At 69.0% G+C, this 24,544-nt stretch carries 20 protein-coding genes; 11 read left to right on the top strand and 9 right to left on the bottom strand.

What is annotated here, in order from left to right; all coding sequences use genetic code 11:
- Positions 1-24: 24 nt before the first annotated feature.
- Positions 25-990: an RluA family pseudouridine synthase gene (locus AC1DZQ_RS12000; RefSeq protein WP_476963748.1), complete on the bottom strand. Its 966-nt coding sequence runs from the start codon at positions 988-990 to the stop codon at positions 25-27.
- Positions 991-1,192: 202 nt separating this feature from the next.
- On the opposite strand from AC1DZQ_RS12000, the gene AC1DZQ_RS11995 reads away from it, so the two are divergent.
- Positions 1,193-1,909, top strand: coding sequence for a helix-turn-helix domain-containing protein (locus tag AC1DZQ_RS11995; protein ID WP_476963722.1), 717 nt, complete (start codon positions 1,193-1,195; stop codon positions 1,907-1,909).
- Positions 1,902-2,594 carry an SRPBCC family protein gene (locus AC1DZQ_RS11990; protein WP_476963721.1) on the top strand — a complete coding sequence of 231 codons (693 nt, stop codon included), beginning with the start codon at positions 1,902-1,904 and terminating at the stop codon, positions 2,592-2,594. The genes AC1DZQ_RS11995 and AC1DZQ_RS11990 overlap by 8 nt, the downstream gene beginning before the upstream one ends.
- A 276-nt stretch (positions 2,595-2,870) precedes the next feature.
- Here the strand turns inward: AC1DZQ_RS11990 and yczR are convergent, their stop codons facing one another.
- The gene (gene yczR / locus AC1DZQ_RS11985) at positions 2,871-4,394 is read right to left on the bottom strand and encodes a MocR-like transcription factor YczR (RefSeq protein WP_476963720.1); all 1,524 of its coding nucleotides are present in this window, start codon (positions 4,392-4,394) and stop codon (positions 2,871-2,873) included.
- A gap of 61 nt (positions 4,395-4,455) precedes the next feature.
- Between yczR and yczE the strand changes: the two genes are divergently transcribed.
- The gene (gene yczE, locus AC1DZQ_RS11980; protein ID WP_476963719.1) at positions 4,456-5,124 is read left to right on the top strand and encodes a membrane protein YczE; all 669 of its coding nucleotides are present in this window, start codon (positions 4,456-4,458) and stop codon (positions 5,122-5,124) included.
- A gap of 15 nt (positions 5,125-5,139) precedes the next feature.
- Here yczE and AC1DZQ_RS11975 read toward each other — a convergent pair whose 3' ends face one another.
- The 7 genes from AC1DZQ_RS11975 to AC1DZQ_RS11945 all read right to left on the bottom strand — a co-directional run bounded on the left by AC1DZQ_RS11975 (position 5,140) and on the right by AC1DZQ_RS11945 (position 14,257).
- Complete coding sequence (locus AC1DZQ_RS11975) at positions 5,140-6,006, bottom strand: Fpg/Nei family DNA glycosylase (protein ID WP_476963718.1); 867 nt, start codon at positions 6,004-6,006, stop codon at positions 5,140-5,142.
- On the bottom strand, positions 5,999-11,188 hold the full coding sequence (locus tag AC1DZQ_RS11970) for an Lhr family helicase (RefSeq protein WP_476963717.1): 5,190 nt from the start codon (positions 11,186-11,188) through the stop codon (positions 5,999-6,001). Before AC1DZQ_RS11970 ends, AC1DZQ_RS11975 begins: the two co-directional genes overlap by 8 nt.
- 119 nt (positions 11,189-11,307) lie before the next feature.
- Positions 11,308-11,937: a DUF4232 domain-containing protein gene (locus AC1DZQ_RS11965; RefSeq protein WP_476963716.1), complete on the bottom strand. Its 630-nt coding sequence runs from the start codon at positions 11,935-11,937 to the stop codon at positions 11,308-11,310.
- 158 nt (positions 11,938-12,095) lie between these two features.
- Positions 12,096-12,230, bottom strand: coding sequence for a hypothetical protein (locus tag AC1DZQ_RS11960; RefSeq protein ID WP_476963715.1), 135 nt, complete (start codon positions 12,228-12,230; stop codon positions 12,096-12,098).
- Entirely contained in the window at positions 12,217-12,462 is a 246-nt protein-coding gene (locus AC1DZQ_RS11955) for a hypothetical protein (RefSeq protein WP_476963714.1), read from the bottom strand. The genes AC1DZQ_RS11960 and AC1DZQ_RS11955 overlap by 14 nt, the downstream gene beginning before the upstream one ends.
- Positions 12,463-12,610: 148 nt before the next feature.
- Positions 12,611-13,234 (bottom strand): SRPBCC family protein, encoded by a 624-nt coding sequence (locus AC1DZQ_RS11950; RefSeq protein ID WP_476963713.1) that lies wholly within the window; start codon positions 13,232-13,234, stop codon positions 12,611-12,613.
- Positions 13,235-13,246: 12 nt separating this feature from the next.
- The gene (locus tag AC1DZQ_RS11945; RefSeq protein WP_476963712.1) at positions 13,247-14,257 is read right to left on the bottom strand and encodes a LacI family DNA-binding transcriptional regulator; all 1,011 of its coding nucleotides are present in this window, start codon (positions 14,255-14,257) and stop codon (positions 13,247-13,249) included.
- A 245-nt stretch (positions 14,258-14,502) separates the two neighbouring features.
- Between AC1DZQ_RS11945 and AC1DZQ_RS11940 the strand changes: the two genes are divergently transcribed.
- The 8 genes from AC1DZQ_RS11940 to AC1DZQ_RS11905 all read left to right on the top strand — a co-directional run bounded on the left by AC1DZQ_RS11940 (position 14,503) and on the right by AC1DZQ_RS11905 (position 24,542).
- Complete coding sequence (locus tag AC1DZQ_RS11940; RefSeq protein ID WP_476963711.1) at positions 14,503-16,047, top strand: sugar ABC transporter ATP-binding protein; 1,545 nt, start codon at positions 14,503-14,505, stop codon at positions 16,045-16,047.
- Positions 16,044-17,090: an ABC transporter permease gene (locus AC1DZQ_RS11935; RefSeq protein ID WP_476963710.1), complete on the top strand. Its 1,047-nt coding sequence runs from the start codon at positions 16,044-16,046 to the stop codon at positions 17,088-17,090. The genes AC1DZQ_RS11940 and AC1DZQ_RS11935 overlap by 4 nt, the downstream gene beginning before the upstream one ends.
- A complete protein-coding gene (locus AC1DZQ_RS11930; RefSeq protein ID WP_476963709.1) occupies positions 17,083-18,165 on the top strand; it encodes an ABC transporter permease in 1,083 nt (360 codons plus the stop codon). The genes AC1DZQ_RS11935 and AC1DZQ_RS11930 overlap by 8 nt, the downstream gene beginning before the upstream one ends.
- A gap of 80 nt (positions 18,166-18,245) precedes the next feature.
- Positions 18,246-19,313 (top strand): rhamnose ABC transporter substrate-binding protein, encoded by a 1,068-nt coding sequence (gene rhaS, locus AC1DZQ_RS11925; RefSeq protein ID WP_476867315.1) that lies wholly within the window; start codon positions 18,246-18,248, stop codon positions 19,311-19,313.
- Positions 19,314-19,505: 192 nt separating this feature from the next.
- The gene (locus tag AC1DZQ_RS11920) at positions 19,506-20,954 is read left to right on the top strand and encodes an arabinose isomerase (RefSeq protein WP_476963708.1); all 1,449 of its coding nucleotides are present in this window, start codon (positions 19,506-19,508) and stop codon (positions 20,952-20,954) included.
- The gene (locus AC1DZQ_RS11915; protein WP_476963707.1) at positions 20,951-21,334 is read left to right on the top strand and encodes an L-rhamnose mutarotase; all 384 of its coding nucleotides are present in this window, start codon (positions 20,951-20,953) and stop codon (positions 21,332-21,334) included. The genes AC1DZQ_RS11920 and AC1DZQ_RS11915 overlap by 4 nt, the downstream gene beginning before the upstream one ends.
- Positions 21,331-22,497 (top strand): L-rhamnose isomerase, encoded by a 1,167-nt coding sequence (gene rhaI, locus AC1DZQ_RS11910; protein ID WP_476963706.1) that lies wholly within the window; start codon positions 21,331-21,333, stop codon positions 22,495-22,497. Before AC1DZQ_RS11915 ends, rhaI begins: the two co-directional genes overlap by 4 nt.
- A 5-nt stretch (positions 22,498-22,502) precedes the next feature.
- Complete coding sequence (locus AC1DZQ_RS11905) at positions 22,503-24,542, top strand: bifunctional aldolase/short-chain dehydrogenase (RefSeq protein WP_476963705.1); 2,040 nt, start codon at positions 22,503-22,505, stop codon at positions 24,540-24,542.
- Positions 24,543-24,544: the final 2 nt, after the last annotated feature.

The following is a 24,544-nucleotide window of genomic DNA, read 5'->3' as shown; positions in this document are numbered from 1 at the left end:
CACAAGGTACCGCACTTCCAGCCGCTAGCGTGCCTCGCTGAGTTCCAGTCTGCTGCGGTATTCCACCGGGTTCCCGGAGATGGGGTCCACGAAGCGGATCCCGCGGGCCAGGAGCTGCAGCGGCTTGGCGTAGTTGTCCGGGGCTTTGTCCAGCAGCTCCGGGTAGAACGCATCGTTGACTATCCCCAGACCCAGTGAGGCCATGTGCACGCGGAGCTGGTGGGTCTTCCCGGAATGCGGTTCCAGCCGGTACAGCGCCCGGCGCTGGGCATCGACGTCGGGGCCGCCGTCGGTGCCACGGACGGTGCCGCCGGCGTCAAATGTGTGCAGCCGCTCGATCCGGGTTTCCGCGTTGGGTTCGCCGTCGACAACCTCGGCCAGCAGGTAGCTGCGGGACTTGGTCATCCGGTTCCGCACCACCGCAGGGAAATCCACCGCGGGATGGCCCGGCGCCGGCTCCGCGGCGGACACACACTCGTACTCCTTCTGGACCTGGCGCTTTTCGAAGAGCACCTGGTACTTGCCCCGGGTCTCGGGGTTCGTGGAGAGCAGCAGGATGCCGGCGGTCATGCGGTCCAGACGATGCATGGGGATCAGGTCCGGGAGGCCGAGCTGGTTCCGGAGCCGGACCAGGGCCGATTCCTGGATATACGTCCCACCGGGGGTGGTGGGCAGGAAGTGCGGCTTGTCCACAACCAGGAGGTGATCGTCCTGGTGCAAGATGCTCAGCTCCACCGGGATCCGGGCCTCCGGCGGCAAGGTGCGGTAGTACCAGATGAACGTATGGTCCTGCATCGGCGTGGTGCGGTCCAGGGCGATCCCCGCCTCGCCGACGATCTCGCCGGCGTCGAACCGGTCCTCGATGCCCTGCGGATCGATGTGCCCCCAGCGGTGCATCATGTAGTCCAGCGCGGTCTCCCAGGGTCCCTCGTCCGGCAGGCGCAGGCGCGTCGCATTGACGCCGTCGCGCACGGGGAGGGGGGATTGCATCACCCGACCATTCTACGGGCCCGGCCTCTCCCGCCCCGCCTGCGCCCCCCGCCGCCCGCCGGCCCCCAGTCCGCCGGCCCCGAGCTCCAATTCGCCGCAAACAACCTCGGACGCTTCCGGCGAACTCGTTGGGACCGCAACGGGAGAGCCGACGAGAAAAAAGTTCTTGACAAATAAAATTGTCGGCGGGCAGACTTGAAGCATGTTGGATATCGGAGTGATTGAGGATCCGGCCGCGGCGGAGGCATCGCTGGACCCGATCCGGACGCGAATACTGCGCGAGCTGGCCGAGCCCGGATCCGCGACGCAGCTCGCCGCGAAGGTGGGCCTGCCGCGGCAGAAGGTGAACTATCACCTCAAGGCCCTCGAACGGCATGGGCTCGTCGAGCTCGTCGAGGAGCGGCGGCGCGGCAACGTGACCGAACGCATCCTGCGGGCGACGGCGGCGTCGTACCTGATCTCGCCGGCGGCCCTGGCATCCGTGGCGCCGGACCCGCACCGGTTCTCGGACCGCTTTTCCGCCTTCTGGCTGCTGGCGCTCGCCGCCCGCATGGTCCAGGAAATGGGTCAGCTGATCGCCGGGGCGGCCGCTGCCAAGCAGAAACTCGCCACCTTTGCCATCGACGGCGAGATCACGTTCCGTTCGGCGGCGGACCGGGCGGCCTTCGCCGAGGAGCTTGGCGTCGCCGTGACCCGGCTCGTGGATAAGTACCACGACGGCGGACGCGACCTCCCGGAGGGTTCGCCGGCAGCTTCCCCGCCGGCGGGCCGCAAGCACCGGCTGGTCATCGCGCTCCACCCGTCGCTGAAGGCGCCGGCGCCCACGGCAGCGCACGCAGACCCACACGCAGCCCCCCCCCCCCAAGCTAAACAACCACAAACTGCAAACCCACAAGCTAAGGAGCAGGACAATGACTGACAAGCGGAAATTCGAAATCGTCTACGACACCGAACTGCCCGGTACTCCGGAACGGGTGTGGGAGGCAGTCACCAAGGACACCCCGGCCTGGATGTTCCCCACGGACCAATGGCCGGCGGTCCGGACCGTGGACGAATATCCCTCGCACCTGGTGTCCCGGATGGACGGTCCGGATGGCTGGTTCAACCAGCTGGAGCACGTCCTCGAACCGCTCGACGGCGACCGGGCCCGGCTGCACTACGTGCACAGCGGCATCTTCGCGGACAACTGGGATGAGCAGTACGACGGCGCCAGCAAGCACACGGCCTTCTATCTGCACACCCTGGGCCAGTACCTGAAGTACTTCGACGGCAAGCCCGTGGTCTTCACGGACATCCAGGCACCCGCCGCGTCGCAGACCCCGGACGGCTTCGACCGGCTCAAGAGGGCCCTTGGCGTCGATACTGCGGCCCAGGGGGAGACGGTGGAGCTGGAACTCGACGGCGTCGGGCAGCTCATGGGCGAAGTCGACTTCTCGAACGAGAACTTCCTCGGCCTGCGGACCGCGGACACGATGTACCGCTTCTTCGGGCGCAACGCCTTCGGCGCACCGGTGGGCATGACCGTGCACGACTTCAGCGGCAGCGGGGACACCGGGGCGACGACCAAGGCCTGGGCCGGCTTCCTGGCGAACGTCTACGCGTAGGCCCGCGACACGCATCCTCCCTGGCGATGCGCAGATGCCCTGTCGACACCCGGATTCGGGCGTCGACAGGGCATGTGCGCAGCGCAGGAAAGTTCCGGCATCCCTGGGCCATCTCCGCGGCGCAGGAAAGAGCGGGCGTCGGCAGGGCATGTCGGCTGCGCAGGAAAGAGCGGGCGTCGGCAGAGCATCTGCGCAGCGCAGGAAAGTTCCGGCATCCGTCGGCAGGGCACGTACGCAGCGCAGGAAAGTGCGGGCGTCGCAGGCGGGCGCCTCGGCTCAGGCGATGGCCGCGGCCGGCGGGGCTGACAGGTTGCGCCGCAGCTGCGGCGCGGCCTCCAGTCGGTCCTGCGCCGAACGCAATGCCAGCACGGCCGTCTCCAGTTGCTCCGGTGGCAGGGTGAACGGCAGCCGCAGGTACTGCTCAAACGCGCCGCCGACGCCGAACCGGGGCCCCGCTGCCAGCCGGATGCCGACGTCGGGGGCCAGCACTGCCAGTGCCGTGCTGATCGGCGCCGGAAGGCGGCACCAGACGGACAGGCCGCCGTCGGGCCATTCCGGTTCCCAGCCCGGCAGGTGCTCGCCTATCAGGTGCAGCAGTGTGTCCCGGTTCTCGCGCAGTGCGGCGAGCCGGGCGGGGAGCGGCTCCGTCATGGCGTTGACCAGATGCGCCGCGGCGAGCTGTTCCACCACGGGCCCGCCCAGGTCCAGGGTGGTGCGGGCCGCGGCGAAGCGCTGAATGAGGGGCTCGCTGGCGCGGATCCAGCCGGTGCGCAGCCCTGCCCAGTGCGACTTGCTGAGGGAACCGATTGAGACCACCGCCGGGCTGAACGCGGCCATGGGGGTCGAGGCGGCGCCGTCGAGGTTCAGCTCCCGCAGCGTCTCGTCCGCCACCAGCACGGTGCCCGACGCCGCGGCCGCCTTCACGAGGCGGCGCCGTTGGGAATCGGGCATGAGACGGCCGGTGGGGTTGTGGAAGTCCGGCACCACGTAGGCCATCGCGGGCCGCTGCTGCAGCAGCGCCGTTTCCATGGCCTCGAGGTCCCAGCCGCCTCCGCCCTGAGGGACAGAGCCGTTGTGGTCGGCGCCGATCGGGGCTGCCGCGGGCATGGCCACCGGGACCGAGCGGCAGCCCGCGGCCCGGATGGCGTCGAGGGCGTTTGGGTAGCTCGGATGTTCTACCAGCACCTTGGTCCCCGACCGTCCGGCCAAGGTGCGGAGCACAATGTTCAGCGCATGCTGGGCGCCGGAGGTGACCAGGATCTGCCCGGCCGTGGTGGGAACCCCGGCGGCGGTGTACCGGGCCGCAATGGCTTCGCGGAGCGGGCCCACGCCCAGGGCGTCGTAGCCGAAGCCCGGCAGCAGGGCCGGCAGTTCGGTCAGGGCCGCGGCAAAGGCCCGGTGCACCACTTCGCCGCTGGCGGGCAGGGAGGCGTAGGCCAGGTCCAGGATCCCGTCCGGCACGGCCAGACCGGGCGCGCCGCTCAGTCGCAGGGCGCCGTCGTGGCCGCCGGCATGCGCGGGCCCCTGGCTCGGGATGCAGCTCCGGCTGCGGCTGCCCTGGCCACTGCTGAGGAAACCCTGTTCGCGCAGCAGGGCGTACGCCGCGGTCACGGTGGTGCGGCTGATGCCAAGGGTGGCTGCCAGCGAGCGCTCGCTCGGTAGGGCGACGTCGAGGGCGACGCGGCCGTCGAGGATGAGCAGGCGGACGACGTCGGCCAGCTCGCGGTAGGCGGGTGCGGCGCCGACGTTCCACTCGCCCAGCAGGCGGGTCAGCGACCCCGGAGTCAAAGAGACGGACATAGAGCCAGTATTTCAAACTGGCTATGGATTGCAAGGCCAGTTGTCATGGAGGATGGACACCATGTTGACCCGCAGACTCCTCCAGCTCCTGATCGGCCTCGCCCTGTACGGCATCTCCCTCGCCATGGTGATCCGGGCCAGCCTCGGCACGGCACCGTGGGACGTGCTCCACCAGGGACTGGCGGCCAGGACCGGGCTCAGCCTCGGTACGGTGGTGGTGATCGTCAGCTTCCTGGTGCTGCTGCTCTGGATCCCGCTCCGGCAATGGCCCGGCGTCGGTACCCTCTGCAATGCGGTGTTGGTGGGGGTCTTCGCGGACATCGGCCTGGCCCTGATTCCAAAGTTTTCGCATCTGGGCGGCCAGATCGGCCTGCTCGTCGGGGCCGTGCTGCTCAACGGCGTCGCCTCCGCCTGCTACATCGGCGCCCGGCTGGGCCCGGGCGCACGGGACGGCCTCATGACAGGCCTCGCCCGGCGAACGGGCTGGCCGGTCCGGGTCTGCCGCACCGGCATTGAAGTGGTGGTACTTGGCGCCGGCTGGCTCCTGGGCGGCTCAGTCGGCGTGGGCACGGTGCTGTACGCGCTGGCCATTGGACCCCTGGTGCAGTTGCTGCTGCCGCGGTTCACGGTTCCGGAAACGCGTCCCGTCCCCGCGGCCGGAACTGAAGCGGAAGCTGCCGTTGCCGGGACGGCCGTCCCGGCAACGGCAGCCAGCGGCCCGACGGACTGATTCCCCWGGGTCCAGTCAGCTGAGGCTTTCTGGTCCCGGGGCCGGCAGGGGCTGGCACGTGGGGCAGTAGTAGATGTCCCGTTCCTCGGTGTAGGTGCCGGTGCCGTTGTCCCTGCCAAGGATTCCGCGGCGGATCGGGGTGCCGCATTTGAGGCACGGCTGGTGCTCGCGCCGGTAGACCCAGTAGCCGGGGCGCCCGGCGGTGCGGCCCACCGGGACACCCCGCGCGTTCAGCACAGTGGTCCGGCGGCCGGCCCCGAGGTTGGCGGAGAGCAGGACCTGGGCATCGGTGATGATGGCGGGAAGATCCGGCACAGCGGAGACGGGCGACGCCGGATGGACGCCCGCAAGGAAGCAGGCCTCGCACCGGTAGATGTTCCCGATCCCCGCCAGCTTGCTCTGGTCCAGCAGGGCGACGCCGATGGGCATGTCCGGTGCCGCGAGCAGCCGGCGTTCGGCCTCTGCCGCGTCCCAGTCCGGGCCCAGCAGATCCGGGCCGAGGTGCCCCACGATCGAGTCTTCCTGGTCGGTGCGGACCACCTCGAGGATGCCCAGGGAGAATCCGACGGCGTCGGCCGTGGCGGTGCGCAGTACGCAGCGGGCGGTGAAGCCGGGCTTCCGCCAGCGGCCCCCGGGCGGGTAGACCTGCCAGCTGCCCTCCATCTTCAGGTGTGAGTGGATGGTGAGCCGGTCCTTCGGCGTCGGGCCCTGCACACGCATCAGCAGGTGCTTGCCGCGGGGGACCACCTCGGCCACGGTCCAGCCGCCGAGCTTCAGGGTGGCGAAGCGCGGGACCCGGAAATCGGACGAGACCAGTTCCTTCCCGGCCAGTACGGCGTGCAGCTGTGCCGCGGCACGAAAAACGGAATCACCCTCAGGCACGGATCCTCAGTCCCTTCGGCGTGGAGTAGGCCCCGGCCTGGGCAAGGGCGGCCGCCACTGGGGTGTCCAGGATGCCGTGGCCGTTGACCTTTTCCATGATCAGCTTGTCCACCGCGCCGCGGGTCACCACGCCCACCAAGGCCGCACCGGCCGCGGCCAGGACGTCTGTGTCGTCGCTGAACGCGAGGAGGGTCTTGCCGCCGCGTTCGACGTACAGCGCCAGGGCGCCGTCGACCAGGACCACGAGGGCGCCGGCCTTCCGGCCGGGGCGGTGGCCCGTGCCGGCGTCGACATTGAGCGCAGGCCACGGCAGCGCGGCGCCGTACGGGTTGGCGGGGTCGGTCGCGGCGAGGGCCAGGGCCACCGGCTCGGCCTTGTGCAGCTGGGCGTCCTCGACGTAGGACCGGAGCCGGTCCACCGTGGCCGGGACGGCGAACTGCGCCGCGCCCAGGTGTTCGATGAAATAGCCGCGGCGGCAGCGTCCGGCTTCCTCGAGCCGGGCCAGGATCTTGTACATGAGGCCGAAGCCGCCGAGGATGTTTTCTGCCATGACCGAGCCGCGGGTGACCACGCCGTAGCGGTCCAGAAGCAGTTCCGCGGTGGCCCGGGCATGGATGGTGGGATCGAGTTCGGGGGAGGGCAGCGCGGACCAGCGACCCGCGGCGAGCGGGGGAGCGGGCGCCGTGCCGGTCACGGAGCCGTACCGGCCGCCGGTGAGTCCCGGCGATCCCAGCAGCCCGGTGCCGTGCGCCCGTCCGAGCCGGCTCAGCCGCGGCGCGCGGGCCCGCGGGGCACGCCCGACCTGCCGGTGCGCGGTGTGGCCGCCGGCGATCAGGGCCCTGACGGGGGCGAAGGTGTCGCCGGTAATCCGGCCCGCCCAGGCGAGATCCCAGAGTGCGGACACCACGTCCTGGTCGCTCAGCACCGTATCCATGCCGCCGGCAACCTCGGTCAGCTGCCGGAAGAAGTAGCCTCCGCCGTTGTTTGTCAGGTGCTCGAGGAGCCGCCGCTGCGCGTCGCCGGGTTCGAAATCAATGGCGGGGTTCAGTGTCAGTTCGGCCGAATCCGCGAGGTGCAGGCTCACCCAGCCGTCGTTGCCGGGCAGCGAGCCGGCACCGGACCAGAGGACTTCGCCGGCGGCCATGAGCTCGTCCAGCATGGCCGGCTGGTAATTGGAGACGCGGCTGGCCAGGACAAGCGGCTCCCACGCGGAGGCAGGAATGGGCACGCCGGAGAGCTGGTCGATGGCCGTGATGATGCCGTCCAGGCCGCGGAGCGCGGACTGCCCGCGGCCGCCAGGGGTCCGCACGTTCTGYCAGGCGGGAAGGAAACGGCCGTACGCGGCGGCGTCCACCGGCTCGACTTCGGCGCGGAGCGCGGCGAGCGAACGGCGGCGCAGCTTGCGGAGGACCTCGGCGTCGCACCATTCGCTCACACCGGCCGAAGGCAGAACGACGGGCAGAACGGCAGCCGGCATTACAGCGAGGTCGGCCGGGGCCGCCTCAACGCCGGATCCCTCCGCACCGGAGTCCTCAGCGCCGGCTGCCGTACTGCCCGACGTGCCGGCCGGTGGCGTGGCGTGCGGGCGGAACTCTCCTTCCACCACGCGGCCGTCCGCGGCCAGCCGCTTCAGCGCCGTGCCGACGACGGCGACGCCGAGTCCCAGCCGCGCCGCGGCCTCGGCGGCGGTGAAGGGCCCGTGGGTGCGGGCGTAGCGCGAGACGAGGTCGCCGAGCGGGTCCGCGACCGGTTCGATGAACGCCAGCGGCACCCCCATGGGCAGCGGTACGCCGAGGGCATCCCGGAGCCGGGCGGCATCCTCGACGGCCGCGAAGCGTTCGATGCCGCCGATGTTGACCTTGATCGCCCGGTTGGCCCGCTGCAGGGCGGCGAGGTGGGCGGCGGCGTCGGCCTCCGTCGCAGGGGTTTCGGCCGGCAGCACCGCTGGCGTTGCGGCCGGCTCAGCCGCCGGGGCGGCCTCGGCTGTTTCGCCCGCCAGGGCCGGGCCCGCCGCCGGCTCCAGGCGGACGGCGACCTCGTCCGGCGAGAGCGGACCCAGGAGGCGCAGCAGGTCCGCGACGCCCTCCAGCCCGCGCACCTGGCGGTCCCGGGCCAGCCGCTGCAGCTCGCGCTCGGTGGCCTCGATGACTTTCGCATCCAGCAGTTCGCGCAGCTCCACCCGACCCATGAGCTCATTGAGCAGAGTGGAATCGAGGGCCAGGGCGGCGGCCCGGCGCTCCGCCAGCGGGGAGTCGCCCTCGTACAGGAACTGGGCCACGTAACCGAAGAGCAAGGACTTCGCGAACGGGGAGGGCTGCTGGGTGGTGGTCTGGACGATCCTGAGCTCGCGGCGCTCCACCGAGGCGGCGATGTCCTTCAGCGCCGGAAGGTCGTAGACATCCTGCAGGCACTCGCGGACCGTTTCGAGGACAATCGGGAACGTCGGGTACTTCCGGGCAACATCCAGCAGCTGCGCCGAGCGCTGCCGCTGCTGCCACAAGGGCTGCCGCTTGCCCGGATTCTGCCGGGGCAGGAGCAGCGCACGGGCGGCACACTCGCGGAACCGGGAGGCGAAGAGGGCGCTGCCGCCGACCTCCGCCGTCACGATCTGCTCGATTTCTTCCGGGTCGAAGAGGAACAGCTCGGCGCCCGGCGGCTCGTCCTCCATCATGGGCACGCGCAGCACGATGCCGTCGTCGGCTGCCATGGCCGAACCGTCCATCCCGTAGCGCTGCTGCAGACGCTGGCCCACGGCCAGGGCCCAGGGTGCGTGTACGGGCATGCCGAAGGGGCTGTGCAGCACCACGCGCCAGTCGCCGAGCTCGTCGTGGAAGCGTTCCACCACGAGGGTCGTGTCGCTGGGGACCACCTCGGTGGCGAGCCGTTGTTCGGCGAGGTACTGGATCAGGTTGTTCGCGGCGTAGTCGTCCAGTCCGCTGGCCTTGCACCGCTCGGTTGCGGGCCCGACGTCGGACGCCGCCAGTTCGCGCATGAACGCGCCGAGGGCGCGGCCCAGGTCCACGGGCCGACCGAGGGAGTCGCCCTTCCAGAAGGGGAGCTTGCCGGGCTGGCCGAACGCCGGCGAGACCAGGACACGGTCGTGCGTGATGTCCTCGATCTTCCAGCTGGTGGCGCCGAGGGCGAAGATGTCGCCAACCCGGGATTCGTAGACCATTTCCTCGTCGAGTTCGCCCACCCGGCGCCCGCCCTTGGCCGCGGCGGCGGCCGGGCTGGCCGCCCTGCCGTCCGCACTGGCGCCGCCGGAGGAGCCGCCGGAGCCGGTGCCCTCGACTTCGGTGCCGATGATGTAGACGCCGAACAGTCCGCGGTCCGGGATGGTGCCTCCGGAGGTGACGGCAAGCCGCTGCGCGCCGGGCCTGCCCTCGATGGTCCCGGCGTTCCGGTCCCAGATGACCCGCGGACGTAGTTCCGCGAACTCATCCGACGGATACCGCCCGGCCAGGAGATCCAGGGTGGCCTCGAACGCGGAGCGGGGGAGCGAGGCGAAGGGCGCGGACCGCCGGACCGTGGCGAACCACTCCTCCACATCGATGGCACCCAGGGCGGTGGCGGCGACCGTCTGCTGGGCCAGGATGTCCAGCGGGTTGGCCGGCACGCTGAGCCGCTCGATCTTGCCCGCGAGCATCCGCTCCACCGTGATGGCCGTGTGGACGAGGTCTGCCCGGTGCTTCGGGAACAGGACGCCCTGGGAGATTTCACCGACCTGGTGGCCGGCGCGGCCCACCCGCTGCAGGCCGCTGGCCACCGAGGGCGGCGACTCGACCTGCACCACCAGGTCCACGGCACCCATGTCGATGCCGAGCTCGAGCGAGGACGTGGCCACGACGCAGCGCAGCCGCCCGGATTTCAGGTCATCCTCAATCAGGGCGCGCTGGTCCTTGGACACGGAGCCGTGGTGCGCGCGGGCCAGCACGGGATCGGCGCCGGCGGTGCTGCCGGCCTGGGCCATCATGTGGGCCGGCGTGGCGGTGGACGTGGGCTGTGCGGCCGCGCCGGACGGCACTGCACTCGGCGCCGCAATCGACGCTGCATTCGCTACGGCAGCCGGCACGGCGCCGAAGTCCGGTACGGCCTCGAAGTCAGGTGCGCCGGCGCCAAAGTCGGTCCAGCCGCCGCCGGCAGCCAAGAGCTGGCGCTCGGCGTAGATCTCGTTGAGCCGGGCGGTCAGCCGCTCGGCGAGGCGGCGGGAGTTCGCGAACACAATGGTGGACTGGTTGGCCAGCACCAGGTCCACGATTTTCTCCTCCACATGCGGCCAGATCGACGCCTGGGGCTGCAGCCCGGACGCCGGACCGGAGTCGAAGGCCCCGGCGGCGCCCTGGAGATCGGACATGTCCTCCACCGGGACAGAGACGGTCAGGTCCCAGTTCTTCCGCGACGGAGGGGCCACAATCTCCACCGGCGCCGAACCGGCGAGGAACTGCGCCACCAGCTCCTTGGGTTCCACGGTGGCCGAGAGCCCGATCCGCTGGGCGGGCTTGGACAGCAGCGCGTCCAGCCGTTCCAGCGACACCGCCAGGTGCGCCCCGCGCTTGGTGCCGGCGACGGCGTGGACCTCGTCGACAATGATCGTGTCCACCTCGCTGAGGGTTTCGCGAGCCTTGGACGTCAGCATCAGGAAGAGGGATTCCGGGGTGGTGATGAGGATATCGGGCGGGTGGCTGAGCAGCGAGCGGCGGTCGGACGCCGTCGTGTCCCCGGACCGGACGCCCACGGTAATGAGCGGGGCGGGCAGGTCCAGGCGTTTGGCGGTCTGCGTGATGCCGATCAGCGGCGCGCGCAGGTTGCGTTCGACGTCGACGCCGAGGGCCTTGAGCGGGGAAATGTACAGCACACGGGTCTTGCGCTGGGCTGCCTTACCTTGAGCAGCCTTCCGGCGCCCGCCCTTGGCCGCCGGGTCCAGGCCGGGCAGGGCCTCGGGCTCGGCGGGAGCGGAGACGAGCAGCCGGTCCAGTGCCCAGAGGAACGCGGCGAGCGTCTTGCCGGACCCCGTGGGTGCGACGACGAGGGCGTGCGCACCGGAGGAGATGGCATTCCAGGCGCCGTTCTGGGCCGGGGTGGGCGCGGAAAAAGCGCCCAGGAACCAGTCCCGGGTCGGCCGGCTGAACCGGTCCATGGCGTCGGACGCGAGTGCGCCTCCGGAGAGCTCCTGCCCCTTCATTCCTCCATCATGCCCTACCCCACCGACACTATTAGCCGGGCCCGATTACGGGACCCCGGCGGGTCCGGGAGGGGCCGGGGCTCCAAGACGGACGGGCGCAGAGACGCGGGGGACGGGTGTTACTTGGGCTGAAAAGCTCCGATGGTCAGCAGGTTGATCTCCGTGTTGGAGCAGGCGTCCAGCGGCTGCGGGACGAACAGCGACGCGGTGTCATTGGGCGGGTACACCCGGAATCCTGCCGCCGGTGTCCGGGTGCAGTCCGGGTAGTTGGCGGCCTGGGTGTAGCGCAGGGTGGCAGTGCCGGCCTTGCCCGGGGCAAGCGTGACGTCGGTGACCGGGCCCGAGTCGTCGCGGGTGGCGGCGGCGCCGATCGGCTCACCGTCGGCCCCTGCGGTGAGGGAGACGCCCGCAAAGCCCTTCAGCAGGCACGGTTCGGTGCCGGAGTTGGTCAGGATCAGCTGCATGTAAATGCTGCCGGCCGCGCCTCCGCCCGTGGCGTCGGTGGTGCCGGTCAGGCTTGCGGCCTGGCACAGTTGGGGGCCGGCCTTGGCGTTTGACGGTGCGGCGGCCGCAGAGGATTCCGTGGCGGCCCCGGAAGTCGCGGCCCCGGACGTTGCCGGCTGGCTTGTTTCGGTGGCAGATGGGGTGGGTGGGGACGTGGCCGACTGGGCCTGCGTCGAGCCGCCCCCGCAGCCGCTGAGGAGGAGGGCCGCCGCGGCAGCCATTGTCACAACCAGTGCGTGCTTCATTCGCTGAGACCTCATGGCTCAACCATTATCCCCGCCGTTGCCTTAGTCAACGATGCCACTGCGGCGGAGCCCGAAATGATGTCCGGATTGTGATTTCCGGGCATCGGCCGAGGTCAACCGCGCCGCGTGCTGGTTCCCGGAACCAGAGAGCGACTGCTCTAGTCGGTCTCGGGCCCCGAGCAGTAGTGGCAGTCCTCGGGGCAGGAAGCGGGCCAGGGGTCCGTCCCGGCCGTAGAGCCGGACAGGAATTCCGGCTGCCGCGCCAGGGCCGTCGGCCGGTCAGTTGCCAGCATGGCGGTCTCCTTCGGGGTCTGCCACGCTCAGTTCGAAGCCGTCGGCAATGTGGAACAGCTGCCGGTGCCCGCCATCGGACAGCACCCATACGACGGCGCCGTCGGGAGTGCGGTTGTCGACGAATCCCGCGTACTCAAGGCGGCCGCCGCGGCGGAGGTGGACGGCGTCGCCGATCTCGACGTCGTCCCAGTGGGTGGCGCTGCCGGAAGGGCGGTTTTTCTGCAAAGTCATGAAAAGTCCTGAACGGTCACGGGGGAAACGAGGATGTGATCCAGCTAACCGTGCAGTGGCCTGCCGCCTCAATGGTCAAGTGACTGAGGAACTTCCGTCCCGCTGTGCAGGAGTCCAGTGCAGCAGTCCAGGTGCGGCAGTCCAGACGCTAGGCGGTCGGGTACGTATCCGTCGGGGCTGCGGGAGTGCGGGCTGCGGGACTGCGGGCCGCGCGCCGGGTCAGCCAGGCAAAGGTGGGCGGAGGCGGCGGTGGAACAGCAACTCCTCCGGTGCGCTCCGCCGGGCTCCCCGCGGCGGCCCTGCGCCGGCGCAGTTCCAGGGCAAGGCTCTCCTGGCCGCGGGCCATCGCCCAGCGGTGATTGGCGGCGAAGCCGGGTTTGAGCAGCCAGCTCAGCCGCCGCAGCAGGGGCTTGGCGGCGCTGACGCGCCAGTCGTAGGTGATGACCGTTTCCGGTCCGTCCGGCTCGAAGGTCCAGCGGCCGGTGCCGTTTAGATCGCCTGCCGCGGTGAGGGCGAAGCCGCGGGCCGTGACGGGCTCCGTAACCGTGAGGGTCCAGCGGAGCGTATAGGGCAGCCAGCCTTTCGTGTGGAGGCGTACGGGTCTGGGTAGTCCGGGCGCGGGCTCCGGGCCGCCGGCCACGGGCTCGACGCTGAGATAGACGGAAGGCCACCAGCGGGGCATGGCCGGGGCGTCGCCCAGGACGGCCGCGACCTCCTCCGGCGTGCCCGCCACGCGCCAGACGGTCCGGAACTCGTAGTCTGTGCTGCCCATCGGGGCCTCCTTTCAGCCCTGGGTGGATGCCCTCACTATCAATTCGGGCGGAAAGACCACCTGGGTGGGTGCAAAGCCGTCCTCCGCTGCCGCCTCCCGGAGCAACAGTTCCAGTGCGGTGGAGCCGATGAGGGCGCTGGGCTGCCGGATGGAGGACAGCGGCACGACGGCGGCGGCGGCGAACTCGATGTCGTCGTAGCCGATCAGGGCGATCTCCTGCGGCACCTTGACGCCGCCCATGAGCATCAGCCCCTGCAGGGCGCCCACGGCAAGCAGGTCGTTGGCTGCAAAGATCGCATCCGGGCGTTCGGCTTCGGGCCGGGACCGGATGGACTCGCCGGCAGCCCTGCCCGAAAGTACAGTCAGGGATTCCGTTGCGATGACCTCGAGCGTTGCACCCGCGACGGCGTCGATAGCCTTCCGCGCCCCTGCCAGACGGTCCGCCACCTGACGGATGCTTGCCGGGCCGCCGACAAACGCGATCCGCCGCCGGCCCAGCGACAACAAGTGGGCCGCAGCCATCTCCCCGCCCGCCAGGTCATCCACGGCCACCGAGGAGAAGCTCATGTTCTCTGTCTGCCGGTCCACGAGTACCGTCGGGATGCCCCGGCGCCGGAGCTGCTCCAGCCGGGGGATCACATTTCCTACCGGGGACAGCAGCACGCCCCGCACGCGCTGCTGCTCAAAGAGGTCCAGATACGCGGATTCCCGGCCCTCGTCCTCGTTGCTGTTGCCGACGAGGACAGTGAAGTTCTCCGCGGTGGCGCGGTCCTCCGCGCCCCGGGCCAGATCCGAGAAGAAGGGGTTGGCAGCGTCCAGGACCACCAGGCCGATGCTGTGGCTCATGCCCGCGCGCAACTGGCGCGCGGCGTCGTTCCGGACGAAGCCGAGCTTGTCGATGGCGGACTGGACCCTCAGGGTAACTTCCGCGGAGACCTTCTGCGGCCGGTTCAGCACATTGGAGACCGTCCCCACCGAGACGCCGGCCAGTGCCGCGACGTCCTTGACGCTCGCTGAAACCATTTCCTGTGCTCCTGAAGGTGGACGCCGCAGCCCTTGGGGCCAGGCGGCGCGTACGCAAATACTCACATCAGGATACCCGTCCGGGGCCCACTTTGAACCCTTTCATTGAAACGAATCAAAAGCCGCGTAATGGATGCGTGACGTGAGTTGACGTGTTGATTTGAAGACCTTATGATTCAAGTCACAACTGGTTATGAAACGATTCATTGCAGTGTTCACTAAGCCCCAAAGGTGCGGTCAATTTTATGCAGCAGACACACAGTTCCCGGTCCGGCCCCGATGAGGGGGAGCAGGCTCCGGTTCTCTCGCTCTCCCACGCAGCCAAGACCTTCGGCCCGGTGGTCGCCCTGGCCGACGGCACCATCCACCTCGAGGCCGGCGAAATCCACGCACTCGTCGGCGAGAACGGCGCCGGCAAGTCCACGCTGGTGAAAATCCTCGCCGGCCTGCACCACCCCGATTCCGGCGACTTCCAGGTGGCAGGCCAGAGCGTCCAGTTCCGCAATGTTGCCGAGAGCAAGGACGCCGGAATCTCGGTCATCTACCAGGAACCCACACTCTTCCCGGACCTGAGCGTCGCGGAGAACATCTTCATCGGCCGCCAGCCCAAGGGCCGCTTCGGGCTCATCAGCAAAGCGACCATGGTCAGGGAGGCGCGCAAGCTGTTCGAGCGGCTTGGCGTTCCGATCGACCCGACCCGCATCGCTGAAGGCCTGTCCATCGCGGACCAGCAGATCATTGAAATCGCCAAGGCCATTTCGCTGGACGCCAAAGTCCTGGTGATGGACGAGCCCACGGCAGCCCTCAGCGGCGTCGAGGTGGAACGGCTGTTCTCCGTGGCCCGGAGCCTCCGGGACCGCGGGACCGGCATCCTCTTCATTTCGCACCGTTTCGACGAGGTCTTTGACCTGTGCGACCGCATCACCGTGATGCGGGACGGCCGGTACATCTCCACCCACCGCACGGCAGACGTCACCGTCGAGCAGATCGTTCGCGAGATGGTGGGCCGCGACATTGGCGCCCTGTTCCCCAAGACCCCTGCCGAGATCGGCGACGTGGTCCTGAAAGTGGACGGCCTCAGCCGCGCCGGGGTGTTCCGCGATATCAGCTTCGAGGTCCGCGCCGGGGAAATCGTTGCCTTGGCCGGCCTCGTCGGCGCCGGCCGCACCGAGGTGGCCCGCGCCGTGTTCGGCATCGATCCCTACGACGCCGGCGATATCACCTTCGACGGACGCAAGCTCAAGCCGCGCAATCCCCAGGTGGCCATCACCGCCGGCATGGGCTTCGTGCCGGAGGACCGCCGCAAGCAGGGCCTGGTGATGGACCTGTCCGTGGCCCGGAACGTCACGCTCACGCTGCGCAACAAGTTCACGACGGTGGGCCTGATCAACGGGGGCGCCGAGCGGCGCGCGGCCCAGGAATGGAGCAAAAGGCTCCAGGTCAAGACCGGCTCGCAGGAGTACGCCGTCTCCACGCTCTCCGGCGGCAACCAGCAAAAGGTGGTGCTCGCCAAGTGGCTGGCCACGGACCCGCGGCTGCTGATCATCGACGAGCCCACCCGCGGCATCGACGTCGGCACCAAGAGCGAGGTCCACCGGCTCATTTCGGACCTCGCCGGGCGCGGGATCGCGATCCTGATGATCTCCTCCGAACTGCCCGAGGTCCTCGGCATGGCGGACCGCGTCCTGGTCATGCGCGAAGGCCGGATCACCGCCGAACTCGACCGTGCCGATGCGAATCCCGAATCGGTCATGCACGCCGCCACGTCTTCCGCAGGAGGAACCCTGTGAGCTCAGCTCTGGACCACAAGAACGCAACGACGCCGGCACCCGCCGCCGGCGCCCGGGGCGCCGTCGCCTCACTGCTGCGGATGCGCGAACTCCCCGTGCTGATCGCGCTGGCACTGCTGGTACTCGTCACCTACCTGATCAACCCGCTGTTCCTCACCGCCCAGGGCGTGAAGGACCTGCTGCTCAACGCCACGATCATCATGATTCTGGCGGTAGGGCAGACCCTGCTGATCATCACCAGGAACATCGACCTTTCCGTCGGCTCCATGTTGGGGCTGGTCGCCTTCGGCACCGGCTCCCTTTTCTCGGCCATGCCGGACGTGCCGATCATCGCAGTCTTTGTGATCGGCATGGCCTTCGGGGCGCTGCTGGGCGCCGTCAACGGCGCCCTGGTCACCCTGGCCAAAGTGCCCGCCCTGGTCATCACGCTCGGGACGCTCTATGTGTACCGCGGCCTGAACAACGCCTGGGCCGGCGGCAAGCAGTACTTCGCCGGCGACCGTCCGGAGGAGTTCGGCGCCCTCTCAGTGAACACCTTTCTGGGGTTCCCCGTCATCACACTGCTGGCCATCGTCGTCGTGATCGCCGTGGCCATCTACATGTCCGGCACCCGCCCGGGCCGTGACCTGTACGCGATCGGCTCGGACCCGGACGCGGCCACCGCCTTCGGCATCAAGGTCTCCAAGCGCGTGTTCCTCGCGTTCCTGGCCAACGGCGCGCTCGCCGGGCTGGCGGGTGTGCTCTACGCCAGCCGCTTCAACTCCGTCGGCGCCACCACCGGCACCGGCATGGAACTGACCGTCGTGGCGGCCGCCGTCGTCGGTGGCGTGGCGATCTTCGGCGGCAGCGGATCGGTGACCGGGGCCGCCCTCGGCGCCATCCTTCTGACCACCATCACCAGCTCACTGACCGCCCTGCGGGTGGACAAATTCTGGCAGCAGGCGATCGTCGGCGTGCTGATCCTCACCGCCATCATCATCGACCGCGTGGCCAGCCTGCGCACAGCCAAGAAACTGCGGATTAGCGAGGCTCGCAATGTCTGAAACCACGTCCACCACCAGCACGGCGCCGGCTCCCGTGGCTGACAACACCAAGCCGCTGGCCAGCGAACCGAAGGGCCGGACCGGCGCCGCACGGATCCTGACCGGCCGTGACGCCATCACCATCTACGCCCTGATTGCTTTCCTGATCTACGCAGCCATCGCCATCCCGCGCTTCGCCTCGCCGGTCACCACCGGCTTCCTGCTCCTGGACGTCATCCCGGTCCTGCTGATCGCCATGCCGATGACGCTGATCATCATCACGGGCGAAATCGACCTGTCCGTGGCCAGCACCGCCGGCCTGACCAGCGCCCTGATGGGCGTCCTCTGGGCCGGCGGGACGGACATCTGGCTGGCCCTGGCAATCAGCCTGCTGGCAGGAATTGCGGCCGGCATGTTCAACGGCTTCCTGATCGCCGTCCTCGGCCTGCCCTCCCTGGCCGTGACCATCGGCACCCTGGCGTTGTTCCGCGGCCTGGCCCTGGTCATCATCGGCGACAACGCCGTGGCCAACTTCCCAAAGGCGCTGACCGCCTTCTTCACCTCAAAAATCGGCGGCACCGGCATCCCCACGGTGATGATCGGCGTCGTCGTGGTGATGGTCTTCTTCGGCGTGCTGCTGCACTTCACGCCGTTCGGACGCGGGCTCTATGCGATGGGCTACAGCAAGGAGGCCGCCAGCTTCGTCGGCATCAACGTCGCCCGGAGCAAGTTCTGGCTCTACGTCGGGTCCGGCGCCGTCTCGGCCCTGGCCGGCATCTACTGGACGCTGCGCTACACAAGCGCCCGCAGCGACAACGCCTCCGGCCTGGAACTGGCCGTCATCGCCGCCGTCCTGCTCGGCGGCGTGTCGATCTTCGGCGGGAAAGGCTCCATCCCCGGCGTCATCGCCGGTGTCCTGCTGATCGGGACGCTCAACTACGCCCTCCGCCTGGCCCGGGTGTCCGACGTCGTCCTCATCACGGTGACCGGACTGCTGCTGATCTTCTCGGTGGTGGCGCCGAGCATCGGCTCCGCCATCAGGCAATGGCGGCACACCCGCCGCGTCCGCCGAAGTTTCACCCGCAAGACCACCTGAAATCTGCACACCAGCACCACCACAAACCGCGCCCGCCTGGGACCGGCTGTACCGACCGCACGAAGGAAAAGGGAAGAACAATGATGTTGAACCGCAAGAACAAGGGCCGGACCGGCCGACTGGGAAGCATGGTGGCCATCACCGCCGTGGCCGCACTGGCGCTGACAGCCTGCAACAGCGGCTCTGCATCCTCCAGCGATACCAGCAGCCCCTCGGCAGGCGGCGGGGACCAGAAGATCACCTTCATCCCCAAGCAGCTGAACAACCCGTACACGGACGTCGTCCTGGGCGGCGGCAAGAAGGGCGCCACCGAGGCAGGATTCGCCTCCTCACAGGTCGTCGGACCCCTGGAAGCCTCCGCCTCCAGCCAGGTTTCCTTCATCAACGCCGAGACGCAGGCCGGCACGAACGTCATCGCGATTGCCGCCAATGACCCCGACGCCGTCTGCACGGCCCTCGGCGAAGCCCGCTCCGCCGGCGCCAAGATCGTCGCGTTCGACTCCGACACCAACCCTGACTGCCGCGACGTCTTCATCAGCCAGGTCGTCGCCAAAGACGTTGCCCTGATCCAGACCAAGCTGATCTCCGAGCAGATCGGCGGCAGCGGCGAGATCGCCATCCTGTCCGCCACCGCCAACGCCACCAACCAGAACGAATGGATCAAGTACATGGAGGAGGAGCTCGCCTCCAACCCCGCGTACAAGGACATCAAGCTTGTGGCCAAGGTCTACGGCGATGACAACGACACCAAGTCCTTCCAGGAAGCCCAGGGCCTCATGCAGGCCCACCCGAACCTGAAGGGCATCATCTCCCCGACCACGGTGGGCATCGCCGCCACCGCCCGGTACCTTTCAACGTCCGCGTACAAGGGCAAGGTTGCCCTCACCGGGCTGGGGCTCCCGAATGAAATGCGGCCCTTCGTGAAGGACGGCACCGTCAAGGAGTTCGCCCTCTGGGATCCGGCACAGCTTGGCTACGTTGCGGCGTTCGCCGGCAAGGCCCTCAAGGACGGCAAGATCACCGGCGCCGAAGGGGACACCTTCACCGCCGGCGAGCTGGGCGAACGCAAAGTCGAAAAGGGCGGCCTGGTGATCGTCGGCCCGCCGACCGTCTTCAACGCCGAGAACATCGACAAGTACAACTTCTGATCCGTTCCTGACCCATCCCGAGCGGCCGGGCGGGCCGCCGACAGCCCGCCCGGCACCTCACCCCTCCTAGCTTCACTTCGTCCCACTTCACCGGTGCCGCAGCACCGGGTCCACGGCGCCCTGCTCCACCGCCGTGCCCGGAAACCGCGTTCCGTAGCCCCAGTTCCCCCTTTTTATGCCGGAAGGCCCCACATGAACCAGAAACAACCGGCAGACCGGCTGCTGCACCCGCACCGCCGCCGCCGCACCCGCATCGGGCTGGTCTCCGGCGGTCTGGGCGCCTACTGGCCCCAGTTCCCGGAGCTGTTGCCGCAGCTGAGGGACTCCGTCCGCTACGTCACCAGCCGCTTCCAGGGGCTCGACGCCGACGTCGTCGACACCGGCTTCATCTCCGACGCGCAGGAAGCCGCGACGGCCGGCGAAAAGCTCCGCGTCGCGGACTGTGACCTCATCGTCATCTTCCTCACCACGTACCTGACGTCCTCCATGGTCCTGCCGATCGCCCAGCGGGCGAAGACCCCCGTCCTGGTGATCGACCTGCAGCCAACCGAAGCGATGGACCACGCCAACTTTGACACCGGCAAATGGCTGGCCTACTGCGGCCAATGCCCGGTGCCGGAGGTCGCCAACGTCTTCCGCCGGGCCGGGATCGACTTCCGCTCAGTCTCGGGGCACCTGAAGCAGGAGTCCGCATGGGAGCGGATCACCGCGTGGGTGCACGCCGCCGGCGTCCGCGCCCGGCTCCGCAATGCCCGGCACGGACTCATGGGCCACCTCTATCCGGGCATGCTGGATGTCGCCACCGACCTCACCACTGTCTCCACCACTTTTGGCTCCCACGTGGAGGTGCTGGAATTCGATGACCTCCGCGAGCGGGTCAACGCCGTGACGGAGGCGGAGGTGACCGAACGCCTGGAGCTTGCCCGCGAACTTTTCGTGGTGGATGACTCCGTGAACGACGACGACTTCGCGTGGGGCGCGAAGGTGTCGGTGGGTTTGGACCGCCTCGTGGAGGACTTTGACCTCGACTCCGTGGCCTACTACCACCGCGGACTGGCCGGTGAACAGCACGAACGGCTGGGCGCCGGGATGATCCTGGGCTCCTCCATCCTGACGGCCCGGGGCATTCCGATGGCCGGCGAGTTCGAGCTGCGGACCTCCATCGCCATGCTGGCGGCCCAGGCGATCGGCGCCGGGGGATCATTTACCGAGATCCAGGCCCTGAACTTCGTGGACAACGTGGTCGAAATGGGACACGACGGCCCGGCCCACCTCGCCGTGTCCGGCCAGGACCCGCTCCTGCGTGGACTCGGGATTTACCACGGCAAGCGCGGCTGGGGCGTTTCGGTCGAATTCGATGTGCGCCACGGCCCCGTCACCACCTTCGGCCTCGGCCAGGACCCGGACGGAAGCTACGTGTTCGTCACTTCCGAAGGCGAGGTGGTCCCCGGCCCGCTCCTGCAGATCGGCAACACGACCTCCCGGGTGGACTTCGGCGGGGACCCCGGGCTCTGGGTGGACCTGTGGAGCCAGACAGGAATCGGCCACCACTGGGCCCTGTGCGTCGGCCACCGTGCCGCCGAAATCAAGGCCGCCGCGTCCCTGTTGGGCATCGAACACCGCCACGTGGTGCTCTCATGAGCACGCACCGCGTCTGCTTCCAGCTCCAGGTCAGGCCCGCGCTGATCGAGGAATACACCCGCCGGCACGCCGCCGTCTGGCCGGAGATGCTCCGGGCCCTCAAGGCCTCGGGCTGGAACAACTACTCACTCTTCCTCCGGCCCGACGGGCTCCTGATCGGCTATTTCGAAACGGACAGCCTGACCGAAGCCCAGGCCCGGATGGCAGCCACGGACGTCAACGCCCGCTGGCAGGCCGACATGGCCGGATTCTTCGACGACCTCGCCGGAGCGCCGGACCAGGGCTTCCTCCAGCTCACCGAAATCTTCAATCTCGAGGACCAGTTGTCCGCGGCCAACGCCTCCGGGGACAACCACCAACCGCAAAAGGAACAATCATGAACACCACAGATACGGCCCTGGGCCGCCTCGGGGAACTCGCCATCGAGGTCCCGTCCTGGGCCTACGGCAACTCCGGCACCCGCTTCAAGGTCTTCGGCACCCCCGGCACCCCGCGCACCATCCAGGAGAAGCTGGCCGACGCCGCGAAGGTCCACGAACTCACCGGCCTGGCACCCACGGTCGCCCTGCACATTCCCTGGGACAAGGTGGATGACTACGCGGCCCTGAAGGAGTACGCGGCGGGTCTGGGCGTGGGCCTGGGCACGGTGAACTCCAATACCTTCCAGGATGACGAGTACAAGTTCGGCTCGCTGACCTCCCTGAACCCCGCGGTGCGCCGCCGGGCCATCGACCACCACCTGGAGTGCCTGGAGATCATGCACGCCACGGGCTCGCGCGATTTGAAGATCTGGCTCGCGGACGGCACCAACTACCCGGGCCAGGACGACATGCGCGGCCGGCAGGACCGCCTGGCCGAATCCCTGCAGGAGATCTACGCCGCCCTGGGCGAGGAACAGCGCCTGGTGCTGGAATACAAGTTCTTCGAGCCGGCTTTTTACCACACCGACGTTCCGGACTGGGGCACGTCCTACGCCCAGACCCTGGCGCTGGGCGAGCAGGCCTTCGTCTGCCTCGACACCGGCCACCACGCCCCGGGCACCAACATCGAATTCATCGTCATGCAGCTGCTGCGCCTGGGCAAGCTCGGCTCCTTCGACTTCAACTCCCGCTTCTACGCGGACGATGACCTGATTGTCGGTGCGGCGGATCCCTTCCAGCTCTTCCGGATCATGCACGAGGTCATCCGCGGCGGCGGCTTCGGTAAGGAGTCCGGCGTCGCCCTGATGCTGGACCAGTGCCACAACCTGGAGGAAAAGATCCCGGGCCAGATCCGCTCCGTGCTCAATGTTCAGGAAATGACCGCCCGCGCCCTGCTGATCGACACCGACGCGCTGGCCGAGGCCCAGCGCAGCGGCGACGTCCTGACCGCCAACGGCATCTTCAACGATGCCTTCTACACCGATGTCCGCCCCGCCCTGGCGCAGTGGCGTGAATCCCGCGGGCTGCCCGCGGACCCGATGGCCGCCTTCAAGGCCAGCGGCTACCAGAAGAAGATCAACGAGGACCGCGTCGGCGGCCAGCAAGCCGGATGGGGCGCCTAAGAGTTATGACTGACAACAAGACTGTTGAAGAACTGATTGCCCGTTCCAACCGCCTCGGCGCGGACAAGCGGAACACCAACTTCGCCGGCGGCAACACCTCCGCCAAGGGCACCGAAAAGGACCCAGTGACCGGCGAGGACGTCGAACTCCTGTGGGTCAAGGGTTCCGGCGGGGACCTGGGCACGCTGAAGGCCGAGGGTCTTGCCGTGCTGCGGCTGGACCGGCTGCAGGCGCTCAAAAACGTGTACCCCGGCGTCGAGCGTGAAGACGAAATGGTGGCCGCGTTCGACTACTGCCTGCACGGCAAGGGCGGCGCCGCGCCGTCGATCGACACCGCCATGCACGGCCTGGTCGACGCCGCGCACGTGGACCACCTGCACCCGGACTCCGGGATCGCCATCGCCACGGCCGCCGACGGCGAGGCCCTGACCAAGGAGATCTTCGGCGAGAAGGTGGCGTGGGTGCCGTGGCGGCGCCCCGGTTTCCAGCTGGGCCTGGACATCGCCGCGATCAAGGACGCCAACCCGCACGCGGTCGGCACCATCCTCGGCGGCCACGGCATCACCGCTTGGGGCGCCACCAGCGAGGAAGCCGAAGCCAACTCGCTGTGGATCATCGAGCAGGCCGAGCAGTACATCAAGGACCACGGCCGGACGGAGCCGTTCGGGCCGAAGCTGCCCGGCTACGCCGCCCTGCCGGAGACCGAGCGGCGCGCGAAGGCCGCCGCCCTGGCGCCCGTGATCCGCGGACTCGCCTCTACGGACAAGCCGCAGCTGGGGCACTTCAGCGACGACCCCGCCGTCCTGGAGTTCCTGGAAAGCGCCGAGCACCCGCGGCTCGGGTCCCTGGGCACGTCCTGCCCGGACCACTTCCTGCGCACCAAGGTCAAGCCGCTGGTCCTGGACCTGCCCGCCGACGCCCCGGTGGAGGACTCCGTGGCCCGGCTGAAGGAACTCCACGCCGCCTACCGCGAGGGCTACCAGGAGTATTACGATCGGCACGCGACCCCGGACAGCCCCGCCCTGCGCGGCGCGGACCCGGCGATCGTGCTGGTTCCCGGCGTGGGCATGTTCTCCTTCGGGGCGAACAAGCAGACCGCCCGGGTGGCCGGGGAGTTCTACCTCAACGCCATCAACGTCATGCGCGGCGCCGAGGCCGTCTCCACCTACGCCCCGATCGAGGAATCCGAGAAGTTCCGGATCGAGTACTGGGCACTCGAGGAAGCCAAACTGGCCCGGATGCCCAAGCCGAAATCCCATGTTGGCCGGATCGCCCTGGTGACCGGGGCGGCGTCGGGCATCGGCAAGGCGATCGCCACCCGCTTCGCCGCCGACGGCGCGTGCGTGGTCATCGCGGACCTGAACCTGGACAACGCCCGGGCCGTGGCCGCGGAACTCGGCGGCGCGGACGTCGCGATCGGCGTCCAGGCCGACGTCACCGACGAAGCCCAGATCGCCGCGGCCATCCAGGAAGCCGTCCTGGCCTTCGGCGGCCTGGACCTGGTGGTCAACAACGCCGGGCTCTCCATCTCCAAGCCGCTCCTGGAAACCACGGAAAAGGACTGGGACCTCCAGCACAACGTCATGGCCAAGGGCTCGTTCCTGGTGGCCAAGGCGGCCGCGCAGGTGATGATCGGGCAGGAGATGGGCGGGGACATCATCTACATCTCCTCCAAGAACTCCGTGTTCGCCGGCCCGAACAACATCGCCTACTCCGCCACCAAGGCAGACCAGGCCCACCAGGTCCGGCTCCTCGCCGCGGAACTGGGCGAGTACGGGATCCGGGTCAACGGCATCAACCCCGACGGCGTGGTCCGCGGCTCCGGGATCTTCGCCGGCGGCTGGGGCGCCAAGCGCGCCGCCGTCTACGGGGTGCAGGAAGAGGAACTGGGCAAGTACTACGCCCAGCGCACCCTGCTCAAGCGCGAAGTCCTGCCCGAAAACGTGGCCAACGCCGCCGCCGTGCTCACCGGCAGCGAGCTCTCCCACACCACCGGGCTCCACATCCCCGTGGACGCCGGCGTGGCCGCGGCCTTCCTGCGATGAGC

It is taken from the genome of Arthrobacter sp. P1_C12_2 (genome assembly GCF_056406415.1).
The sequence above is the reverse complement of the archived record's forward strand: the minus strand, read 5'-3'. Positions and strand labels throughout refer to the sequence as shown.